Annotated in this window: 19 protein-coding genes and 1 pseudogene; 16 read left to right on the forward strand and 4 right to left on the reverse strand. The window is 39.1% G+C overall.

Annotation, left to right across the window (positions count from 1 at the left end):
* Window positions 1-42 precede the first annotated feature (42 nt).
* The 3 genes from ACXM0J_RS01050 to ACXM0J_RS01060 all read left to right on the forward strand — a co-directional run bounded on the left by ACXM0J_RS01050 (window position 43) and on the right by ACXM0J_RS01060 (window position 3,502).
* On the forward strand, window positions 43-2,109 hold the full coding sequence (locus ACXM0J_RS01050) for a choline transporter (RefSeq protein WP_033848536.1): 2,067 nt from the start codon (window positions 43-45) through the stop codon (window positions 2,107-2,109).
* Between the two features lie 11 nt (window positions 2,110-2,120).
* On the forward strand, window positions 2,121-2,735 hold the full coding sequence (locus ACXM0J_RS01055) for a MarC family protein (protein ID WP_002117499.1): 615 nt from the start codon (window positions 2,121-2,123) through the stop codon (window positions 2,733-2,735).
* A gap of 251 nt (window positions 2,736-2,986) precedes the next feature.
* Window positions 2,987-3,502, forward strand: a complete 516-nt coding sequence (locus ACXM0J_RS01060) for an acyl-CoA thioesterase (RefSeq protein WP_005070756.1) — start codon at window positions 2,987-2,989, stop codon at window positions 3,500-3,502.
* A gap of 128 nt (window positions 3,503-3,630) precedes the next feature.
* Here the strand turns inward: ACXM0J_RS01060 and ACXM0J_RS01065 are convergent, their stop codons facing one another.
* Window positions 3,631-3,831 (reverse strand): hypothetical protein, encoded by a 201-nt coding sequence (locus ACXM0J_RS01065; protein WP_032005829.1) that lies wholly within the window; start codon window positions 3,829-3,831, stop codon window positions 3,631-3,633.
* 501 nt (window positions 3,832-4,332) lie between these two features.
* Here ACXM0J_RS01065 and ACXM0J_RS01070 point away from each other — a divergent pair.
* Window positions 4,333-5,331, forward strand: coding sequence for a CobW family GTP-binding protein (locus tag ACXM0J_RS01070; protein WP_139841465.1), 999 nt, complete (start codon window positions 4,333-4,335; stop codon window positions 5,329-5,331).
* Between the two features lie 45 nt (window positions 5,332-5,376).
* Here ACXM0J_RS01070 and dctA read toward each other — a convergent pair whose 3' ends face one another.
* Window positions 5,377-6,639 (reverse strand): C4-dicarboxylate transporter DctA, encoded by a 1,263-nt coding sequence (gene dctA, locus ACXM0J_RS01075; RefSeq protein WP_005075395.1) that lies wholly within the window; start codon window positions 6,637-6,639, stop codon window positions 5,377-5,379.
* Window positions 6,640-6,828: 189 nt separating this feature from the next.
* Here dctA and ACXM0J_RS01080 point away from each other — a divergent pair, with 189 nt between their 5' ends.
* The 5 genes from ACXM0J_RS01080 to pgaD all read left to right on the forward strand — a co-directional run bounded on the left by ACXM0J_RS01080 (window position 6,829) and on the right by pgaD (window position 11,803).
* The gene (locus tag ACXM0J_RS01080) at window positions 6,829-7,359 is read left to right on the forward strand and encodes a YaeQ family protein (RefSeq protein WP_039757051.1); all 531 of its coding nucleotides are present in this window, start codon (window positions 6,829-6,831) and stop codon (window positions 7,357-7,359) included.
* Between the two features lie 88 nt (window positions 7,360-7,447).
* Window positions 7,448-7,786 carry an FKBP-type peptidyl-prolyl cis-trans isomerase gene (locus ACXM0J_RS01085; protein ID WP_002117532.1) on the forward strand — a complete coding sequence of 113 codons (339 nt, stop codon included), beginning with the start codon at window positions 7,448-7,450 and terminating at the stop codon, window positions 7,784-7,786.
* A 246-nt stretch (window positions 7,787-8,032) separates the two neighbouring features.
* Window positions 8,033-10,027, forward strand: a complete 1,995-nt coding sequence (gene pgaB / locus ACXM0J_RS01090; protein ID WP_086264859.1) for a poly-beta-1,6-N-acetyl-D-glucosamine N-deacetylase PgaB — start codon at window positions 8,033-8,035, stop codon at window positions 10,025-10,027.
* Between the two features lie 13 nt (window positions 10,028-10,040).
* Complete coding sequence (gene pgaC / locus ACXM0J_RS01095; protein ID WP_002117710.1) at window positions 10,041-11,300, forward strand: poly-beta-1,6-N-acetyl-D-glucosamine synthase; 1,260 nt, start codon at window positions 10,041-10,043, stop codon at window positions 11,298-11,300.
* An 83-nt stretch (window positions 11,301-11,383) separates the two neighbouring features.
* A complete protein-coding gene (gene pgaD / locus ACXM0J_RS01100; protein WP_044100554.1) occupies window positions 11,384-11,803 on the forward strand; it encodes a poly-beta-1,6-N-acetyl-D-glucosamine biosynthesis protein PgaD in 420 nt (139 codons plus the stop codon).
* Window positions 11,804-11,904: 101 nt separating this feature from the next.
* Here the strand turns inward: pgaD and ACXM0J_RS01105 are convergent, their stop codons facing one another.
* Window positions 11,905-12,693: a crotonase/enoyl-CoA hydratase family protein gene (locus ACXM0J_RS01105; RefSeq protein WP_086264860.1), complete on the reverse strand. Its 789-nt coding sequence runs from the start codon at window positions 12,691-12,693 to the stop codon at window positions 11,905-11,907.
* A 246-nt stretch (window positions 12,694-12,939) separates the two neighbouring features.
* On the opposite strand from ACXM0J_RS01105, the gene pnuC reads away from it, so the two are divergent.
* On the forward strand, window positions 12,940-13,521 hold the full coding sequence (gene pnuC / locus ACXM0J_RS01110) for a nicotinamide riboside transporter PnuC (RefSeq protein ID WP_005070736.1): 582 nt from the start codon (window positions 12,940-12,942) through the stop codon (window positions 13,519-13,521).
* Between the two features lie 14 nt (window positions 13,522-13,535).
* Window positions 13,536-13,835 (forward strand): annotated as a pseudogene (locus ACXM0J_RS01115) (hypothetical protein).
* 45 nt (window positions 13,836-13,880) lie between these two features.
* Here ACXM0J_RS01115 and ACXM0J_RS01120 read toward each other — a convergent pair.
* A complete protein-coding gene (locus ACXM0J_RS01120; protein WP_005803024.1) occupies window positions 13,881-14,693 on the reverse strand; it encodes an IclR family transcriptional regulator in 813 nt (270 codons plus the stop codon).
* Window positions 14,694-14,966: 273 nt separating this feature from the next.
* Here ACXM0J_RS01120 and ACXM0J_RS01125 point away from each other — a divergent pair, with 273 nt between their 5' ends.
* The 5 genes from ACXM0J_RS01125 to ACXM0J_RS01145 are packed head-to-tail and all read left to right on the forward strand — an operon-like array spanning window position 14,967 to window position 18,381.
* Window positions 14,967-15,272, forward strand: coding sequence for a non-heme iron oxygenase ferredoxin subunit (locus tag ACXM0J_RS01125; RefSeq protein ID WP_086264861.1), 306 nt, complete (start codon window positions 14,967-14,969; stop codon window positions 15,270-15,272).
* A gap of 27 nt (window positions 15,273-15,299) precedes the next feature.
* Window positions 15,300-15,599, forward strand: coding sequence for a recombinase-like helix-turn-helix domain-containing protein (locus ACXM0J_RS01130; protein ID WP_005070730.1), 300 nt, complete (start codon window positions 15,300-15,302; stop codon window positions 15,597-15,599).
* A gap of 16 nt (window positions 15,600-15,615) precedes the next feature.
* Window positions 15,616-16,683, forward strand: a complete 1,068-nt coding sequence (locus tag ACXM0J_RS01135; protein ID WP_005070727.1) for an aromatic ring-hydroxylating oxygenase subunit alpha — start codon at window positions 15,616-15,618, stop codon at window positions 16,681-16,683.
* Entirely contained in the window at window positions 16,676-17,440 is a 765-nt protein-coding gene (locus tag ACXM0J_RS01140; RefSeq protein ID WP_033848558.1) for an SDR family oxidoreductase, read from the forward strand. The genes ACXM0J_RS01135 and ACXM0J_RS01140 overlap by 8 nt, the downstream gene beginning before the upstream one ends.
* A gap of 11 nt (window positions 17,441-17,451) precedes the next feature.
* Complete coding sequence (locus tag ACXM0J_RS01145) at window positions 17,452-18,381, forward strand: VOC family protein (RefSeq protein WP_069037295.1); 930 nt, start codon at window positions 17,452-17,454, stop codon at window positions 18,379-18,381.
* Window positions 18,382-18,401 lie beyond the last annotated feature (20 nt).

An 18,401-nucleotide genomic window follows, 5' to 3' on the forward strand; every position in this document is an offset into this window, starting at 1 on the left:
GAAATTAAATATTTTGTTTTTATTTTATTCCTTGAGGATTGTATGGCAACAGATAATCCAAGAGCAGTTGATGATTTAACATTATCTAAATCTAAAAAAGACCCGCTCAACCGTGTGGTTTTTTATTTTTCAGCTGTACTTATTTTAATTTTTTCTCTCGTCACGTTTTTGTTCAACGATTTTGCAAATCGAGTCATGAATGCCGTGCTTCAGTGGGTAACTTCAACCTTTGGTTGGTATTATCTGCTGGCTGCAACACTATATATGGCCTTCGTGATTTTTATTGCCTGCTCAAGATATGGCAGTATCAAATTAGGACCTAAGCATTCAAAGCCTGAGTTTAGTTTACTCAGTTGGTCTGCCATGCTGTTCTCTGCGGGTATTGGTATCGACCTCATGTTCTTCTCGGTCGCTGAACCACTATCTCATTATATGCAACCTCCGGTCGGAGCAGGGCAAACCTATGAAGCAGCACGCCAAAGTATGGTTTGGACATTGTTTCACTATGGTTTAACTGGCTGGTGTATGTATGCCTTGATTGGTATGTCATTGGGATATTTCAGCTATCGTTATAATTTGCCGCTTACCATTCGTTCTGCACTTTATCCAATCTTTGGACAAAGAATTAATGGGGCAATTGGGCATAGTGTTGATACAGCTGCCGTGATCGGGACAATTTTTGGTATTGCGACGACCTGCGGGATTGGAGTAGTACAGCTGAATTATGGCCTACATGTGTTATTGGGGTTACCAGAAAATATCTGGATGCAATTTATCCTGATTGCTGTTGCGGTGGGTATTAGCGTTATTTCGGTGACATCCGGGGTCAATAAAGGCCTGCGGATTTTATCTGAAATTAATATTTATGTTTCGGTCGGGTTATTGCTGTTTATTTTATTCTTGGGAAATACTGAGTTTTTACTCAATGCCCTTGTCCAAAATATTGGTGACTATTTAACTCGTTTCCCTGCTTTAGCATTACAAAGTTTTGCTTTTGAACAGCCTAAAGAATGGATGAGTAGTTGGACTTTCTTCTTCTGGGCGTGGTGGATTGCTTGGTCTCCATTTGTAGGACTCTTTTTGGCACGTATCTCAAGAGGGCGTACCATTCGTGAGTTTGTATGCGGTACATTAATTATTCCACTTCTATTTACACTCACGTGGTTATCTATTTTTGGTAATAGCGCACTGCACAGTGTTATTTTTGAAGGCAACCAAACCTTAGCAGCAACGGTGTTAGCAAATCCGGCTCATGGTTTTTATGACTTATTAGCACAATATCCGGGCTTTACCTTTATCGCTTCAATTGCCACCGTAACAGGGCTTTTGTTCTACGTGACTTCTGCCGATTCGGGAGCTCTGGTTTTAGGTAACTTCACGACTAAACTTACTAATATCGATAATGATGCTCCACGTTGGTTAAGCGTGTTTTGGGCAGTGGCGATTGGTTTACTCACATTAGCTATGCTCATGACCAACGGCATTACCGCCTTGCAAAACGCAACTATTATTATGGGTTTGCCGTTTAGTTTTGTGATGTTTCTTGTGATGGCTGGGCTTTATAAGTCCCTCAGACTTGAAGATTACAGACATGCTAGTCGCAGTATGAATGCAGCGCCAGTCGTAGGAAACGTTGATATTCTGAACTGGAAACAGCGTTTAACTCGAGTGATGCATCATCCTGGAACCACTGAAACACACCGCATGCTAGATACGGTATGTTTGCCAGCTGTTCAGGCTGTTGCTGATGAGTTGATTAAGCAGGGTATGAATGTGGACGTGCAGCAAACCCCGCTTGAAGATGAAGATACGCTTTACCATCTAGATCTCACTATCCATTTGGAAGAAGAGCAAAACTTTGTTTATCAGATCTGGCCTGTACGCTATAGCGCGCCGAACTTTAGCCAGCGTGTAAAACGAGGCAAACAGTTCTATTTCCGACTTGAAACCTATCTTTATGATGGCTCTCAAGATAACGATCTGGTCGGTTACAGTAAAGAACAGGTCATTAACGATATTTTAGATAAATATGAAAGACATATGACGTTCTTACATATTAATCGTATTAGTCCCGGGAATCGTCCATTGTTCCCAGATCCACAAGCTTAAGAGGAAAATGCATGGCTTCTCCTTATCTACATTCTTTTGCTTTATTTTTCTCTTTGCTCAATCCATTTTTAATGAGCATTTATATGATTGGCCTGATTCGCCATTCAGAAGCTAAGGTGTTTAATAAAGCACTGATTCAGGGAAGTTTGATTGCTTTTGTCGTCTTCATGCTATTTGCATGGGGCGGCGAAACAATTTTTAGTAAATATCTGAATGTACGTTTTGAAGCCTTTCAGATTTTTGGAGGTCTTATCTTTTTGGTGATTGGCTACCGCTATGTGTTTCAGGGTGCCGACACCATTGGAGAAATGCGTGGTGCTCCAGAACATCTGGCTGGCACCATTGCCATGCCGTTTATGATCGGCCCAGGGACTATTAGCGCTGCGGTAGTCACAGGGATTGAAATGTCAATTGGTGAGGCAGCGCTAGTAATTGCCTTCACCTTGTTTTTAACTTGCAGTATTTTGATTTTGATGAAATTTTCACATGATCATTTACGCTATAAACATGCCAAACATATTGACCGTTATTTTGATATTGTCGGGCGTTTATCTGCTTTATTAATTGGTACGATCGCCATTGATATGATTATTAATGGTGTAACAGGCGTCATTAATAAAGTTTAGTAAAATCACTCATAAGAACCTGCTATGCCATTGAACATGGAATAAAATGGCATAGCATCTTCTAAAAAATTCTAAGATAAATAGAACAGCTTTAAAAAATAACTTTAAAAATAGTGCCTTAAAAAATTAAATTTTAAAAAACAATCAAAGATATTAAAAAATACGATGCTATGTTATGGATTTAAGCATGTTTTTTTTGTGAATTATCAACCATAATGTTGACTGAGCTTGTTTTAAGACAGAGTTGAGCTATGCCTACATTAGATGAAATGACCACAGCAACTGATGATCAGTCTGAATTGACGATGTCAGTTTTGATGACGCCTGATATGGCAAATTTTTCAGGTAATGTTCATGGTGGTACGATTCTAAAACTACTAGACCAAGTCGCTTATGCTTGCGCAAGTCGTTATTCGGGTGGCTACGTGGTGACTTTATCTGTAGATAAAGTAAATTTTAAAGAACCTATTTATGTAGGTGAGTTGGTAACCTTCTTGGCAAGTGTGAACCATGTAGGTCGTACTTCAATGGAAGTTGGTATCCGTGTTGAAGCGCAAAATATCCAGAAGCGGACAGTGCGCCATACCAATAGCTGTTATTTCACGATGGTTGCTGTTGATGAACAGGGCAAGCCATGTGAAGTACCTCAATTAAATCTAAATACAGAATGGAAGCGCTGCCGCTTTGAAGCTGCTGAGCATCGCAAGGTTTTACGTCTTCAAGAAAATCACAACCCATCTTGTAGCATGTATAAGAAAACTTCTTAAAAAAGATTGAATTAAAAAAGGATCGAACCGCAGCATGGTTCGATCCTTTTTCTTCTTTACCAAAATTCAGCGTCCATTTTTCATTTCAGTAAAATTATCTCTGAGCTTGGAGGAGAATGCTGAGAGAATTAACGAGTTGCAGGAGCAGCTTCAGAAGCAGAACCTACAGCATCAGATGCAGCATTTGCAGTGTTTGCTTGTTCTTGAGTTGAAACAACAACTTTTTCTTCACCAGCAGCGTTATGTGCTTGGTCGTGCTTAGAAGCAGCAAAAGTTGAAGCAGCAGTTAAAGCAAGTGTAGTAGCGAGTAAAGTTTTAGCTAATTTCATTTTATGGCATCCTTAAATTTCATTTAAAAATAAATTAAACCTAATCGTTCATACATACCTGAAACCTGTATGGCTGAATGACTAAGCTAGGACACATGCTAAGCCGAGGTTGGTATTACATCAATTAACTTAACAATCTATTACGGCTATCTTAACAATAATGAAATATACGGGTCATTTATGTGAGCAATCTGTAAAATAAAGGGACTTAAATACACCTTAAAATGTGAAAAAATATTTCTTATCGAGTAAAAAAAAGCCAACTCTGTTACGTAAACCTAACACTCTGGCATGAATTGTGAATATGTTTGAATAGGATATTTCGTTTGAATTGTAGAGGTTAAAAGTTAATTTAGATAATTGATGAGATGCCTGTCACAAATTGAGAGCTTTAGCCTGATAATTGAAAAGTATATCTTCAAAGTGAAAAATCATTTTCATGGGATTTAAACAGTGATATACCTTTCTTAGTTTTTTATACTTTGTTGATTTGAGCCGCTTGTGAAACTGATAGCCCCAAAAACTGTTCCCACCCATATTATTTCCGGTTTTTTAGGGGCAGGAAAAACCACGTTGTTACAGCATTTATTAAGCCAAAAGCCTAAAGATGAGGTTTGGGCTGTATTAATGAATGAATTTGGGCAAATTGGAGTAGACCAACAACTCTTACCCCAAGAAGAAGGATATGCGGTCAAAGAACTATTAGGGGGCTGTCTATGTTGTAGCAGTCAATTACCGATGCATATTGCTTTAGCCCGTCTATTGAGTGAACAAAAGCCAGATCGACTCTTTATTGAGCCGACTGGACTTGGACATCCTTCTCAGTTATTTGACCAACTGACTGAACCTTATTGGCAAAGTAGTTTAGCTATGCGAGCACTGATTACGGTGGTAGATGGCAGTCGTTTGCACGATACCAATTGGGTTAAACAAAACCTTTATGAAGATCAGTTAAAAGCTGCTCAAATTGTGGTGGTATCACATACCGATGTGATGACTTTTGAAGATGATCAGGCGCTTGAGCTATTAAAAGACGAATACCAGCCTTATCACCAAGAGTGGATTAAAATTGAACATGGTCAGTTAGCGTTAAATAAAATTGATGTAGCTGCTCGTTTAACTGAGCGATCTATACAACCTTTACTTAAACTTCAAAAGCAAATGACTGAAACCGAAGTCACAAAGGAAATTCAGCAATTACCTTATCATTATGTCGAGTCGGCACAAGGTTATATTGTGGCAGGTTGGAAATTACCTAGACGCTGGAAATTCGATTTTTATGCTTTGCTAGACCTATTATGTGCGCAGCAGGATTGGCTAAGAATCAAGGGAATTTTTAATACAGATCAAGGGTGGAAAGTTTTTAACTTTAATCCTGATCAGTTTAATTATAAGTCAGGTGAAGAGGGCATTGATAACCGTATTGAAATCATTAGCGAACATAACCATGATTGGTTGGCTTTTGAAACAGCATTACTTGCCTGTCAGCTTGAAGAGTAGAGAACATTAAACAAAAAGTAATTCAATGTTCTCTGAATAGTGGGATTAAGGTTTGCTATCTAACACAGCTTTAGCTTGCGCATGGTCAATATCTTTTTCCCAGTGAGCAATCACTACGGTCGCGACACAGTTACCAATTAAGTTGGTACAGGCACGAATAATTCCAATAAACCAGTCGACTGAAAGTAGAAGCACTAAGCCAATTGCAGGGAGACTTGGTATCACTGAAAGTGTGGCTGCAAGAATAACTAAAGCCGAGCCTGGAATACCGTGAGCGCCTTTAGATGTAATGAGCGAAACCAGCAAAATAGCCAGTAAGTCATGCATAGACAAATCAATATTGCAGGCCTGTGCAATAAAGATCACCCCTAAAGTTAAGTAAATTGAAAATCCGTCTAGATTAAAAGAATAACCGGTAGGTATGACTAACCCTACAGTTGAATCTTTGATTCCCAAATTTTTGAGTTTTTTCATAATTTGTGGAAGAACAGAGTCAGAAGAAGCGGTACCTAAAACAATAGCGAGTTCATCTTTAAAATAGCCCACAAATTTGAAAATATTGAGACCAGTAAGTTTTAAAATTGAACCTAAAACAATAACGACAAATAAAATGCAGGTTGCATAAAATAGTAAAACTAAATAACCCAATTGTAGGAGTGAATCTAAACCAAATTTGGCAGTCGTATAAGCCACTGAACCGAATACACCAATTGGAGCTAATCGAATAATAAGTCCCATAATTTTAAAGAAGACTTCTGAAAAAGCTTCAAGTGCTTGACGTACCAGCTCTGCTAAATGTTTAGGAATTAAAAGTAGGGAAACACCAAATAAAATAGCGATCAATAAAACCTGTAAAATATCGCCGTTTGCAAAAGCAGCAGTGAAGGTTTTTGGAATAATATTGAGTAGAAATTCCGAACCTGTATGCATCTCGTGGGCACGTTCGGTATAGGTACTTAAATCTTTTGCATCTAAATGGCTAATATCGATATTCATACCGACGCCCGGTTTAAATACATAGGCCACAATAATGCCTAAAATTAAGGCAATAGTAGTAACCACTTCAAAATAAAGAATGGTTTTTGCACCGACTTTGCCCATTTTTTTTATGTCATTTGCACCATAGATTCCCAGTACAACAACACAAAACACAATTGGTGCAATAAGCATCTTAATTAAAGAAATAAAACCATCACCTAATGGCTTGAGAGATAGGGAGAAATCATGGAAACCGATTCCAACTGCAACTCCAAGGAATAGAGCACAAAGAACCTGTAAAAATAAACTACGCTTGAGCTTTAGCCACATAAGTCATCAATTTTAGCAAGAGGAAAATATATCTCTCTAAAGCAAAAAGCCGGCCAACTATAACTTGAGGGGAGCGTTTTGGAAGAATATGCAAATTTCACATGACTATGCTTTGGATTGTTCAGTTTTTTTATAATTTCTTATCCAAAATCGAGTATCCTTAGCGCCAAATTTTGGGACATATTAATCATGGCGCTTAAAGCAACAATTTATAAGGCAGACTTGAATATTGCCAATATGGATGACCATATTTATGGTGATTATCAACTGACGCTTGCCTTGCATCCTTCGGAAACTTTAGAACGCTTAATGGTTCGTTTGATGGCCTTTGCTCGTTTCGCAAGTGATGAGCTTGAGTTTACTAAAGACCTTTTTGAAACTGACGAGCCCGCGTTATGGCAAAAAGATTTAACGGGTCAGTTAGAAACATGGATTGAAGTTGGTTTGCCATCTGAAGATAAAGTCAAAAAAGCCAGTGCACGTTGTAAAACAGTGGCGATTGTTGTTTATGGCACACAAGTCGAAGACTGGTGGAAACGAAACAGTAAAATTAAAACGTTAAGTAACGTTCAGGTTTGGCAAATTGCCCCTCAAAGTACAGTAGAGCTAGAGCAACTGTGTGAACGTACGATGCAGCTTCAATTAAATGTCATGGACAACGAGTGGACGCTTTTAGGTGAAAAGGGTCAAGCAAATGTTGTGTGGACACAGTTACAGTAACACAGAAAAGCGCAACAAATTCTACAGATTCAGTTGGTACACTAATGTACCAACTGCGATTTTAAAGATTCAGATTAAAGGGTAAACCATGTCAAATGAATTAGAAATTATCGATTTAAAAGTAGGCGAGGGTAAAGAGGCTGTTAAAGGCGCTTTAATCACGACTCACTATACCGGTTGGTTAGAAGATGGCACAAAATTCGATTCTTCAATTGATCGCGGTAATTATTTTGAATGTGTGATTGGAACAGGCCGTGTAATTAAAGGCTGGGACCAAGGCATTATGGGAATGAAAGTTGGCGGCAAGCGTAAATTAATCGTACCTGCTCATTTAGCTTATGGCGAGCGTAAAATGGGTAAGATTATCCCAGCTAATTCTAATTTAATTTTTGAAATTGAATTATTCGATGTCAAAACTCGTGACTAGTGAAGAACTTAAAGCCCTTTAGAGGGCTTTCTTGTTTATATGAGCTTTAAATATAAATACATTATTAATTTATATTTTAGCTTTATGAATATTTAAGATTATTTTCAGATTATTTGATTATAAATGCTAACTGAAAAACTGTTCATTTATGGGCAGGATGATATTAAGACCAAATTTCAAAAAAGTTTGCGTTCTAAAAATCAAACTTCGCATAAATAATCTATATTGTTATTGAGACGCTATTTCATGATTATCCGCTTTGCATCTCCTTTGTTGAACATATCACTTGGCTTGGCTTTGGCTGGCTTGTCGGGTATGGCATTAGCCAAACCACCTAAACTGGACGCATCAACACTTACAGTTATTGGTTATCATGAAATTACCGATACTAAAAATGCATTAATTCCTCAATATGCAGTAACGACGCAACAATTTACACAGCATGTTGAATGGCTGCAAAAAAATGGATTCCATTTTATTACGGTTGATCAGTTGATCCGTGCTCATCAAGGTAAATTTCAACTACCTACAAAACCTGTTCTATTAACTGTAGATGATGGTTATCAATCTTTTTATCAAAATGCTTATCCTGTCATTAAAGCTAAAAAAATCCCTGTTGTCCTTGCAGTGGTTGGTTCATGGTTAGAGCCTAAGGCAGGACAGAAAGTTGATTTTTCAGGTGAAGAAATTCCACGTGATAAAATCTTAAGCTGGGGTGAGCTTAAAGAGATGCAAGATAGTGGCTTTGTAGAGATTGCAAGCCATAGCTACCATTTGCACCGCGGTATTACAGGCAATCCACAAGGCAACTCTGAACCTGCTGCAACAACTCGTTTTTATGACGCTAAAACTCAAACTTATGAAAACGATGAACAGTATCAATCACGTATCTATAACGACTTAAAGAAAAATAATGAGCTACTCAAAGCTCATGGCTTACGTTCACCACGTATTATGGTCTGGCCTTATGGTCGCTATAATATGCAAACAGTTCAAATTGCTAAAAAGCTTGGTATGCCAATTACCATTACACTTGATGATGGGGCTGATCACGCAAAACAATCTCTACAAAATATGAGCCGTATTTTGGTAGAAGGCGATATGACGACTGATGATTTGGCTCAAGAAATTAAAAATCGTGAATTGAATTTAACGGATAACAATCGTCCGCAAAAAATTATGCATGTCGATCTGGACTATATTTATGATCCAGACCCGAAACAGCAAGAACGTAATTTAGGTCACTTGTTAGACCGAATTAATGCGATGGGTGTAAATACTGTCTATTTACAAGCATTTTCAGATCCAGATGCGAATGGCTCTGCTGATATGGTGTATTTCCCAAACCGCCATATTCCAATGCGTGCTGACTTGTTTAACCGTGTTGCATGGCAAATTCAAACGCGTACGCCTGTAAGTCGTATTTATGCGTGGATGCCTTTATTGGCATGGGAACTACCAAAAACTGATCCAGTTTCTAAAGACTTAGTTGTGACAGAACAGGCAAAATCTGGTGAACACCTCAACATGGGTTATATCCGTTTAAGTCCATTTTCACCAGAGGCGCGCCAAACTATTCGCGAGATTTATCAAGATTTGGCGAAGTCATCTTCATTTAACGGCATTTTATTCCATGATGATGTCACCTTATCTGACTATGAAGATGCAAGCCCGGAAGCATTAAAAGCCTATGCAAAACAAGGCTTGCCAACAGATTTGGCAAAAATCCGTGATAACGATCAAGATTTGCAAAAATGGACTGCATATAAGACAAAATATCTAGATGATTTTGCAATGCAACTCGTTGATGACGTGCGACAATATGAACCGTTCTTGCTCACCGCACGTAACTTATACGCGCAAGTTGCTTTAAAACCATACGCAGAAAACTGGTATTCACAATCGCTTGAAGAGTCATTAAAACGTTATGACTTTACGGCTATTATGGCAATGCCTTATATGGAACAGGTAGATAATGCCGATCAGTTCTATAAAGATATGGTTGATCGCGTGAAACAATATCCAAATGGCATTAAGAAAACCGTTTTTGAATTACAGGCAACTGACTGGCGTAAAAACGAAAAGGTACCTTCAACTGAAATGGCTGCAACAATTCATTCTCTTTATCAGCAAGGTGTAATGCATGTCGGATATTATCCAGATGACCCAATTAAAGATCATCCGGATGTGGACACTATGCATAAAGCATTTGCTGAAAAATCATCTCGTCTTGTGCCGTAGTTGAGGCTAAAACATGACAATCTTTGCTGCAATATGGTCGCATGCCTTAAAATTCGTTTTCTATTATCCATTATTCATGTCGTATTTATGGATGATTGGCGCGATCATTTTCTATTGGAAAGAACGTCAGGCTCCGCCTTACGATCAACCTGCTCCATTAGAGAGTTATCCAAAAGTTGCTGTATTAATTCCTTGTTTTAATGAAGGGGATAATGCAGAAGAAACCATTAGCCATGCATTAAAACTGGACTATCCTCATTTTGAAGTGATTGCGATTAATGATGGTAGCTCGGACAATACTGGTGAGGTACTTGACCGTTTAGCCGCACAACATGAAAAACTCCGTGTTGTTCATTTGGCTCAAAACCAAGGTAAAGCGATGGGGCTGCAAGCCGGAAGCTTAATGACCGATGCCGAGTTTTTAATTGGTATTGATGGTGATGCTTTACTTGATCCTCATGCAGCAAAGTGGATGATTCGTCATTTTCAGGAAAATCCAACAGTTGCAGCTGTGACAGGTAACCCACGTATCCGTACTCGTTCAACTTTATTAGGGCGTATTCAGGTCGGTGAGTTTTCTTCGATTGTCGGCATGATTAAACGTGCACAACGTACCTTTGGACGCTTATTTACCGTATCTGGTGTTATTACCGCTTTTCGTAAGAGCGCTGTTCATCAAGTGGATTATTGGTCACCAAATATGTTGACTGAAGATATCGATATTACGTGGAAATTGCAGCGTGCAGGCTGGGACATTCGTTTTGAACCGAATGCCTTAGTCTGGATTTTAATGCCTGAAACTTTAAACGGTTTGTGGAAACAGCGTTTACGTTGGGCTATGGGTGGGGCACAGGTATTAATTAAAAATATTGATGTGTTCACTAAGCCAAAATTAAATTTTTTATGGCCATTAATGTTTGAGCTGTGCTTAACCTTAGTTTGGTCGTATTTAATGCTCGCGATGGCTTTATTATGGTTGGTACATTTTATTTTACCAGTCCCTGCTTTAGCCGTTGTGAGCTCTCCATTTTTACCGTATGGTAGCGGTATTTTATTGGGGGCGACTTGTCTCATTCAGTTTGCTTTAAGCAAATGGATGGATAGTCGTTATGAACCACATCTAGGAAAAAACTATTTCTGGATGATCTGGTATCCATTGGTCTTTTGGCTAATCACCATCTCGGCAACTATTGTGGCATTTCCGAAAGTTTTAAAACGTGGAGATGAGAAACGTGCGCGTTGGGTGAGCCCGGATCGGGGCATTCGTGGATGAAATGCAAGAGTCATGAGATTTTAAAGATCGTGCTGTATTGATGTCTGGGGAAAACCACAGCACTTCGTTAGGTAAAGAGAGAAATGAAGACAAATTCGTTGATTATTGATTTACGTCGTCAATTACCATGGCATAAACGCTATGCTTCTACAACAAGCACAGCCATGATGTGGGCGGTTTGGTTGTTGCTGTGGCGTCCATTTGTACTGATCTGGGTATTGGCTGAACTCCAAAAAACACATTTAGTTCACCGTTTGTTTAGTGCCTTTGGTTTGGGCATTGAACATGGCATTACTGCGTTAATTGCTTGTGCAATTTGCTTATTGTTGTGGAGTCATGTGCTGCCTGAGCATCGTGTTGGCGGTAATGCGCTTAAAGCAAAACAGACAGATGATTATGCGCGTTATTTTGATTTACCTGAACATGAAATTGAGCAGGGACGTAGTCAGAAAATTACAGTCGTTCACCATGATGAACTAGGTAAAATCATTAGAGTTGAATAAAGCATATTAATGAAAAAAGCCCGCATCATGTGGGCTTTTTTTACATTAATTTCGCTATATCCATAAGTTTTAAACTGGAGAGTGCAGTGCTTGTGCGGGTATTATTTACCTTTGAAAACAGGAGGTCGTTTTTGCAACATGGCAAAAACACCTTCTTGAACATCTTCTGTTGTGAGCAATGGTTGAAGATGGCTTTGCAATTGCTTAAAGGCAACCTCGTAACCTTCGTTAATAGCTTCACGAGCAGAGGCGAGGGTCGCTTTTACAGCAAGAGGAGCAGCTTGCGCAACATGTTCAGCAAGTTCTATTGCACGGTTGAGCTGAGAACCATCTGGGCATATTTCGGTAATCAGGTTCATATCAAATGCTGCTTTTGCATCGAAAGAGTCACCAGTGAGTAAATAACGCATGGCTTTGGCCCAGCCTGCGGCTTGAGTAAAACGGGCGGTTGCTCCGCCAAAAGGTAAGATGCCACGTTGGACTTCCATTTGAGCAAATTGTGTATTTTCACTCGCAATCGTAATATCTGCGTTAAGAAATAGTTCTATACCAGCGGTATAACAATAACCTTGTACCGCTACTATCAAAGGTTTACTGAGCTTTTGGCCGATTGTGCCCCAAGGGTTAATTTCATTTTCACTAAAATCAAAAACACCTGTAGCGAGTTTAGGTTGTAACTCAACTAGGTCCAAACCAGCTGTAAAATGATCGCCATGAGCAAAAATAACCGCGCAGCGCAGGGCATCATTATTTTCATATTCGGTGAGTGCTAGTGATAAGTCTTTGATCATGTGACTATCAAAAGCATTACGTTTTGCTGCTCGATCTAGACCAATTAAAAAAATATGCCCGCGAGTTTCACGGCTGACTTTTCCTTCTTGATTTGACATATTGTCATGCTCTTTATTCGTCTTTAATCATGTTTTAAACAATCATTTAAAAACTAGCAAATATAATTTGTTGATGACTCGATCAGTATTTCTTTTGTCTATGTATTGAAGTAAATCAAATTCATGCGAAAGGACCAATCCTAAGATAACGTCAATTTCTATCATTTATTTAAATTAGCAGTTTGCTTCGCTTTATATTTTTCTCATAATACCTCGTCAAATTGATCTCAATAAGCAGCTGTTTTTATGTCACCTCTAGAAATCTTTGCGGTCTTGATTAGCCTGATTGGAGTCGGATTAACGGTAATCCGTAATATGTGGTGTTGGCTGTTTAATTTCTTTGCCTTTGTTTTATATGCGTATTTGTTTTACGAATTTAAGCTATATGGCGAAACGATTTTGCAGTTCTTTTTTATGGTGGTAAATTTTTATGGCTTTTACTACTGGCTTAAAGGAAAGCAGCAAGATCACGATATTCGAATTGAACCGATAGCAGTTCAAACCGCTATCATCCAAATGATTATTGCTGCGGTAGGTGGCTTGCTTTTTGGCTTAATTCTGAAAAACTTTACTGATGCAGCAGTTCCTATGCTCGACTCACAACTTGCCGCATTTAGTTTGCTCGCAACGTATTGGACTAGCCGAAAACATATTGCGACTTGGATACTTTGGGTATTTGTCGATATTATTTATGTCGGGATGTTCATCTATAAAGATTTATTTTTAACAGCTGCTTTGTATGCAGCATTTGTTTTGATGGCCGCTTATGGTTGGTATCAATGGGAAAAAGTTAAAAAGAAACAGCTTTTAGCCTCGAACCAGCTTTAATTTGGAGAGCGATCATGTTGTTTAGCTTAGAGGTTTATAAACAACAACAGTTTGATCAAATGGCTGAAAAAATAATGGTCAAGCCAAAAGAATATTGTGAATTTAATTCTGTATCTGATTTTTATAACGCCGCGTGGCTCAACGGTTTTCCACAAGGTACTCAGGTCTCTGCGACAGGTTTAGATGATGGTGCTGAATAGTTTTATGCAGTTATTCAGTTTAAACAACAGTATTTAAGATTTGATATTAAAGAAAATAATTCGACAATTATCTTTAAGGATATGAATGGGAACGTTTTAAAAAGTAACTTTTAACTTATGAAATAAAATCTAAAAAAAGCGACTTAACGTCGCTTTTTTTTAATAAATAAATTTGGAAATTTTATTCGCTGTTTCAACAACTAGGTTTGCGATATCTTCTTTAAATGTTCTTTCATCATAAGTGGTAATTGGACAACTTACAGAGATAACAGCGACCATTTTACCATTTGACTGTTTAAAAATAGGTGCTGCACAGGCTGCCATATCATGGTTGTAATGACCCCAGCTCACCATGGTTTTTTGAGTTTTTACGTAAGAGAGTCTTTGCAATAAAGCTTTTAAATTGGTTGGCGTCAGTTCAGAGAAACTGTCCCAATCGCTAAAATTGCGGTAACGCTGACGTACTTCAGTTTCAGGTAAATCAGATAAAAGCATTTGACCAATGACGGTTGCATGGGCAGGCCAGCGAGTTCCTAAACTAATGTTGCTCGTGAAGGTTCCCATAGACTGGATATTATTTACAAAGACAATATGAGTACCTTCTAAAATAGAAAGATGTACAGCGAGTTTGGTTTGGTCACGTAGTTCTTTCATTAATGGTGTCGATAAATCGAGTAATGAAAGTTTAGATAAACTATTAAAACCAAGCTCCATGACTTTAGAATCGAGAGCGTAAGTTTTTTGAGATGCTTTTCTTAAATAGCCACAAGATTCGAGTGTATAGATCAGGCGAAATGCACTAGAACGGTTCACTTCTAAAATTTCAGCAATTTCTGTAATGGTCATTTCTTGCGCTTGTTGATTAAATGCTTGCAAGATAGCTAAACCCCGTACAAGTCCGGGAACTAAATATCGGTCATCATTTTTTGTTGTTTCCGATTCGTGCGAATCTTCTTCAATTGCTATGCTCATTCGTGTCATTTTCCTATAAATAAAACATGATTCAATTTGGGGCATGCTGCTTTATTTTATAACTATTGTAATTGTTAAAAATGCATAAAACAATTTTTATATTTAAAACTTTGTTTCCTTCTTGAAACGTAACAAAATATTTAAAAATTAATAACACAATGAATTTTATATTTATTTTTACTTTGACAAAAAATGATCAAGGGGATTATGCTTAGCTTGTGTTTTGAAAATCAAATTATGTTTTGTATATAAAACAAAATGAGGACGCAAGGTATGAGTTGGATCTCAGTTTGTCAGCAGGGTGACGTTAGCGAAGATGAGCCGAAAGCCATCGAAATTGAAGGGAAAAAAATAGGCATATTTTTCGTCGATGAAAATTACTTTGCTATCGAAAATGTTTGCCCTCATGCGTATGCCTTATTAACCGAAGGATTTATCGAAGATCAGACTGTTGAATGTCCATTGCACGAAGCAATTTTTGACATTCAAACAGGTGAGCTAAAAAGTGGGCCAGGGTGTAGAAACCTATGTACGTACCCAGTTCGTGTTGAAGGACAGGATATTCAAATTCAACTCTAGTCCTCACATGTACAAGGAAGCAGAACAATGAAGACATTTAATGAAAAGTTGGCAAGCTGGATTCATGCAACGCCGGCAACCGAAGCAGGTATCAACAATATTCAAATTCCAGGTCAATCTGAATTGTTGGTTTGGCAGACACGTTATAAAGAGCCAACTCTCTATGAACAAGATTTTGTAAAAAACTTGATTCAGGCATTTTCTGCGGGCGCAACAGAGTTAGATGACGTTGTTTCTGCACTTAATCAACAGGGTTTCCGCTGTGAATCTGGTGATGAATGGACTTCTGCAAGCTTTACAGAAGAAATGCAACGTTTAGGTTATTGATTCAAGGAAGAATAAAATGAACGCAATCGTATCAACTTCACAAAGCGCTGAAGAATATTTAGAACTTGGTTTACGTGACCAATGGCATCCGGTTTTAGCAAGTTGGGAAGTCGCTGCTAATCCAGTCGGAATTACCCGTTTAGGCGAAAATATTGTGGTTTGGCGTGATGCCGAAGGTCAGGTTCATGCACTTGAAGATCGCTGTCCACACCGCGGTGCTCGTCTTTCCCTTGGTTGGAACTTAGGTGACCGAGTTGCTTGCTGGTATCACGGTGTTGAAGTTCGTGCTGATGGTGTGGTTGCTGATGTGCCAGCGGTTCATGAATGTCCAATGACCGGCACTAAATGTTTAAAGAACTATCCTGTCATTGAGCAACATGGCGCAATCTTCATCTGGTTTGGTATTGATGCAAATGAACAACCAGCACCGCTTGAGTTCCCAGAGCAACTTGCAAGTGAAGAGTGGAGTGCGTTCCTTTGCCAAGCAGACTGGAAAGTAAACCATCAATACGCGATTGATAACGTGATGGACCCAATGCATGGGACCTATTTACATGCGACATCGCACTCGATGGCAGATGGTGAACGTACTGCAGAGATGAAGCACCGCACGACCGATAATGGCTTTGTTTTTGAAAAAGAAGGTCAAACAGGTGTGAACTTTGACTGGGTTGAATATGGTTCAACAGGTGCAAGCTGGTTACGTCTTTCAATTCCATACCGTAAACAATTTGGCCCAGGTGGTGAATTCTGGATTGTGGGTTATGCAACGCCAATTGATGCCAACAATACTCGCGTATTTTTCTGGCGCTGCCGTAAGGTGAGTGGTTGGCAACGTAATGTATGGCGTTTCTTATATCGCAATCACTTAGAACAATTGCATTGGGATGTATTGGAACAAGACCGAATTATTTTAGAAAATCTTGCGCCAAATGCGCGTGAAAAAGAATTCCTCTATCAACACGATGTTGGTCTTGCACGTTTACGCCGTTTAATGAAAAAAGAAGCTGAGAAGCAATTAAAGAAAATTGCTGCACTAAATGCATCAAACCGTATCGAGATGCAGGAAGAAGCTCATGGCTAATGTAGCGTTGTTGCAAGGCAAAAAAGTTTTAGTGACTGGTGCTGCGCGTGGTTTAGGCCGAGATTTCGCTCAAGCCATTGCCGAAGCTGGCGCTGAAGTTGTGATGGCAGATATTTTGTCTGACTTGGTGCAACAAGAAGCACAGGCGTTACAGCAACAAGGGCTAAACGTTCATGCTGTCACCGTTGACCTTGCCAATGCAGACTCTATTGAAAATGCGGTTGCAAAAAGTGTGGAAGTATTACAAGGACTAGACGGACTTGTGAACTGTGCGGCACTGGCAACCAATGTCGGTGGAAAAAATATGATTGATTATGATCCTGAACTTTGGGATCGGGTCATGAATATTAATGTGAAAGGCACATGGCTCATCAGTAAGGCATGCGTTCCCCATTTAAAGCAATCGGCTGCAGGCAAGATCATTAATGTTGCTTCCGATACAGCACTTTGGGGCGCACCGAACCTGATGGCTTATGTTGCTAGTAAAGGTGCAATTGTTGCCATGACGCGTTCAATGGCAAGAGAGTTGGGACAGTTCAATATCTGTGTCAACACCTTGTCACCGGGCCTTACTCTGGTTGAAGCAACCGAGTATGTGCCACAGGAACGTCATGATTTATATGTCAACGGAAGAGCGATTCAACGTCAGCAACTTCCACAAGATTTAAATGGAACAGCATTGTATCTACTGTCGGATTTGTCCTCTTTTGTGACAGGTCAAAATATTCCGGTCAATGGCGGTTTTGTCTTTAACTAAGGAGTAGTCAAATGATTACAGGGATCGAGATTTTAAAGTTTGGAGTTGAAGATAGAGCCGCTTCAAACAAGTTTTTGGCAGATTTTGGTTTAAGCCAAAGTACTTCGGATATTGAAGGTACTGATCTTTACCAAACCCAAAATGGTAGCAAGATTTATCTATTTAATTGTGATGATGAGCGTTTGCCGACTGCTATTGAACAAGGTTCAACTTTACGTGAAGTGACTTGGGGCGTTGATAGTGCTCAAGACCTTGAAGACTTGGCAGCTCGTTTGGCCGATGTAGAAGGTTTTAAACGTACTGAAAATACAGTTGAGTGTATTGACCCAAATGGCATGACCATTCGTTTTGAACAAAGTTTTGTTAAAGAAGTACCTGAACTTAAAACGGAAGGTATTAACCAATACGGCAACATTCAACGTGTGAATGCAGCAAGTCCTGTCTATGAAAAAGGTCAACCTGTTGCGATTGGACATGTGGTGTTCTTCACACCGGATTTGGCAACAACTGAAAACTTCTATATTGAAAAAGTAGGTTTCCATTTATCTGATGCTTACAAAAATCGCGGTGCATTCTTACGTTGCCGCGGTGAAGGTTATCACCATGATTTATTCTTGCTCAGTGTTCCGAATAAACCTGCTGGCTTAAATCACGTTGCGTTTGTCGTTCGCGATATCCATGAGGTGATTGGGGGCGGTTTAAATATGAATCGTTCGGAGTGGTCAACCTTTATTGGACCAGGACGTCATCCAATTTCTTCTGCTTATTTCTGGTATGTCAACTCACCATTAGGTGGTGCATTTGAATACTACACCAACGATGATTATTTGACAGAAGAATGGCAACCACGTGTAGAAGAACATCGTCTAGAGCTTTTCACTGAATGGGCGATTGAGGGTGGTCTTGATGACACAACCCGCCGTCAGGTGAAGCCTGTTTAACAGGTATTGCTTTACAAGGA

It is taken from the genome of Acinetobacter sp. GRABPA_MV_2, assembly GCF_056725885.1.

What these genes read in the sequence shown, in the direction of transcription:
- ACXM0J_RS01145 (WP_069037295.1), top strand. Translation starts at nt 17,452, where the DNA reads ATGATTACAGGGATCGAGATTTTAAAGTTTGGAGTTGAAGATAGAGCC.
- ACXM0J_RS01085 (WP_002117532.1), top strand. Translation starts at nt 7,448, where the DNA reads ATGTCAAATGAATTAGAAATTATCGATTTAAAAGTAGGCGAGGGTAAA.
- ACXM0J_RS01125 (WP_086264861.1), top strand. Translation starts at nt 14,967, where the DNA reads ATGAGTTGGATCTCAGTTTGTCAGCAGGGTGACGTTAGCGAAGATGAG.
- ACXM0J_RS01080 (WP_039757051.1), top strand. Translation starts at nt 6,829, where the DNA reads ATGGCGCTTAAAGCAACAATTTATAAGGCAGACTTGAATATTGCCAAT.
- pnuC (WP_005070736.1), top strand. Translation starts at nt 12,940, where the DNA reads ATGTCACCTCTAGAAATCTTTGCGGTCTTGATTAGCCTGATTGGAGTC.
- pgaD (WP_044100554.1), top strand. Translation starts at nt 11,384, where the DNA reads ATGAAGACAAATTCGTTGATTATTGATTTACGTCGTCAATTACCATGG.
- ACXM0J_RS01050 (WP_033848536.1), top strand. Translation starts at nt 43, where the DNA reads ATGGCAACAGATAATCCAAGAGCAGTTGATGATTTAACATTATCTAAA.
- dctA (WP_005075395.1), bottom strand. Translation starts at nt 6,639, where the DNA reads ATGTGGCTAAAGCTCAAGCGTAGTTTATTTTTACAGGTTCTTTGTGCT.
- ACXM0J_RS01065 (WP_032005829.1), bottom strand. Translation starts at nt 3,831, where the DNA reads ATGAAATTAGCTAAAACTTTACTCGCTACTACACTTGCTTTAACTGCT.
- ACXM0J_RS01105 (WP_086264860.1), bottom strand. Translation starts at nt 12,693, where the DNA reads ATGTCAAATCAAGAAGGAAAAGTCAGCCGTGAAACTCGCGGGCATATT.
- ACXM0J_RS01060 (WP_005070756.1), top strand. Translation starts at nt 2,987, where the DNA reads ATGCCTACATTAGATGAAATGACCACAGCAACTGATGATCAGTCTGAA.
- ACXM0J_RS01120 (WP_005803024.1), bottom strand. Translation starts at nt 14,693, where the DNA reads ATGAGCATAGCAATTGAAGAAGATTCGCACGAATCGGAAACAACAAAA.
- ACXM0J_RS01135 (WP_005070727.1), top strand. Translation starts at nt 15,616, where the DNA reads ATGAACGCAATCGTATCAACTTCACAAAGCGCTGAAGAATATTTAGAA.
- pgaB (WP_086264859.1), top strand. Translation starts at nt 8,033, where the DNA reads ATGATTATCCGCTTTGCATCTCCTTTGTTGAACATATCACTTGGCTTG.
- ACXM0J_RS01140 (WP_033848558.1), top strand. Translation starts at nt 16,676, where the DNA reads ATGGCTAATGTAGCGTTGTTGCAAGGCAAAAAAGTTTTAGTGACTGGT.
- pgaC (WP_002117710.1), top strand. Translation starts at nt 10,041, where the DNA reads ATGACAATCTTTGCTGCAATATGGTCGCATGCCTTAAAATTCGTTTTC.
- ACXM0J_RS01130 (WP_005070730.1), top strand. Translation starts at nt 15,300, where the DNA reads ATGAAGACATTTAATGAAAAGTTGGCAAGCTGGATTCATGCAACGCCG.
- ACXM0J_RS01055 (WP_002117499.1), top strand. Translation starts at nt 2,121, where the DNA reads ATGGCTTCTCCTTATCTACATTCTTTTGCTTTATTTTTCTCTTTGCTC.